General features: G+C 41.5%; 1 pseudogene. It reads left to right on the top strand.

The features are described 5' to 3' along the window. Window positions 1-395 (top strand): annotated as a pseudogene (locus HUS62_RS22640) (cellulose synthase); the annotation flags it as partial.

The following is a 395-nucleotide window of genomic DNA, read 5'->3' as shown; positions in this document are numbered from 1 at the left end:
AATAAAGAAGCCATAGAATTACTGAGCCATTATGCACACAGTAACCAATATGGTGTTGAAGCTGAGTTTGCGTGGCTTGCAGCCCTTGAGGATATGCCGCTTAATAAACAAACTGAGCGCGAATATCAGCGTTACTTTGCAGCTTACCCTAAAAGCAGTAAAGGTCAGCTACAATTTAGTGACTTTAAGAAAGCGCATTTAGCTGAACAAAAAAAGCAAGCAGACCCTGCGTATCAGACATGGCTTAAAGGTAGTGTCGAACTTGAAAAACGCCACTTTGATGCAGCAGAAAAGCTTTTCAATAAAGCACTGCGAGGCCGTCCTCAAGATCCTGAAATATACAATAGCTTAGGTTTATTGAACTTAAGGCAAGGTCGTAATGCCAATGCTTACCA

Origin of the sequence: Pseudoalteromonas sp. 0303 (genome assembly GCF_013349995.1) — a bacterium.
Classification (GTDB): domain Bacteria; phylum Pseudomonadota; class Gammaproteobacteria; order Enterobacterales; family Alteromonadaceae; genus Pseudoalteromonas.
The sequence above is the reverse complement of the archived record's forward strand: the minus strand, read 5'-3'. Positions and strand labels throughout refer to the sequence as shown.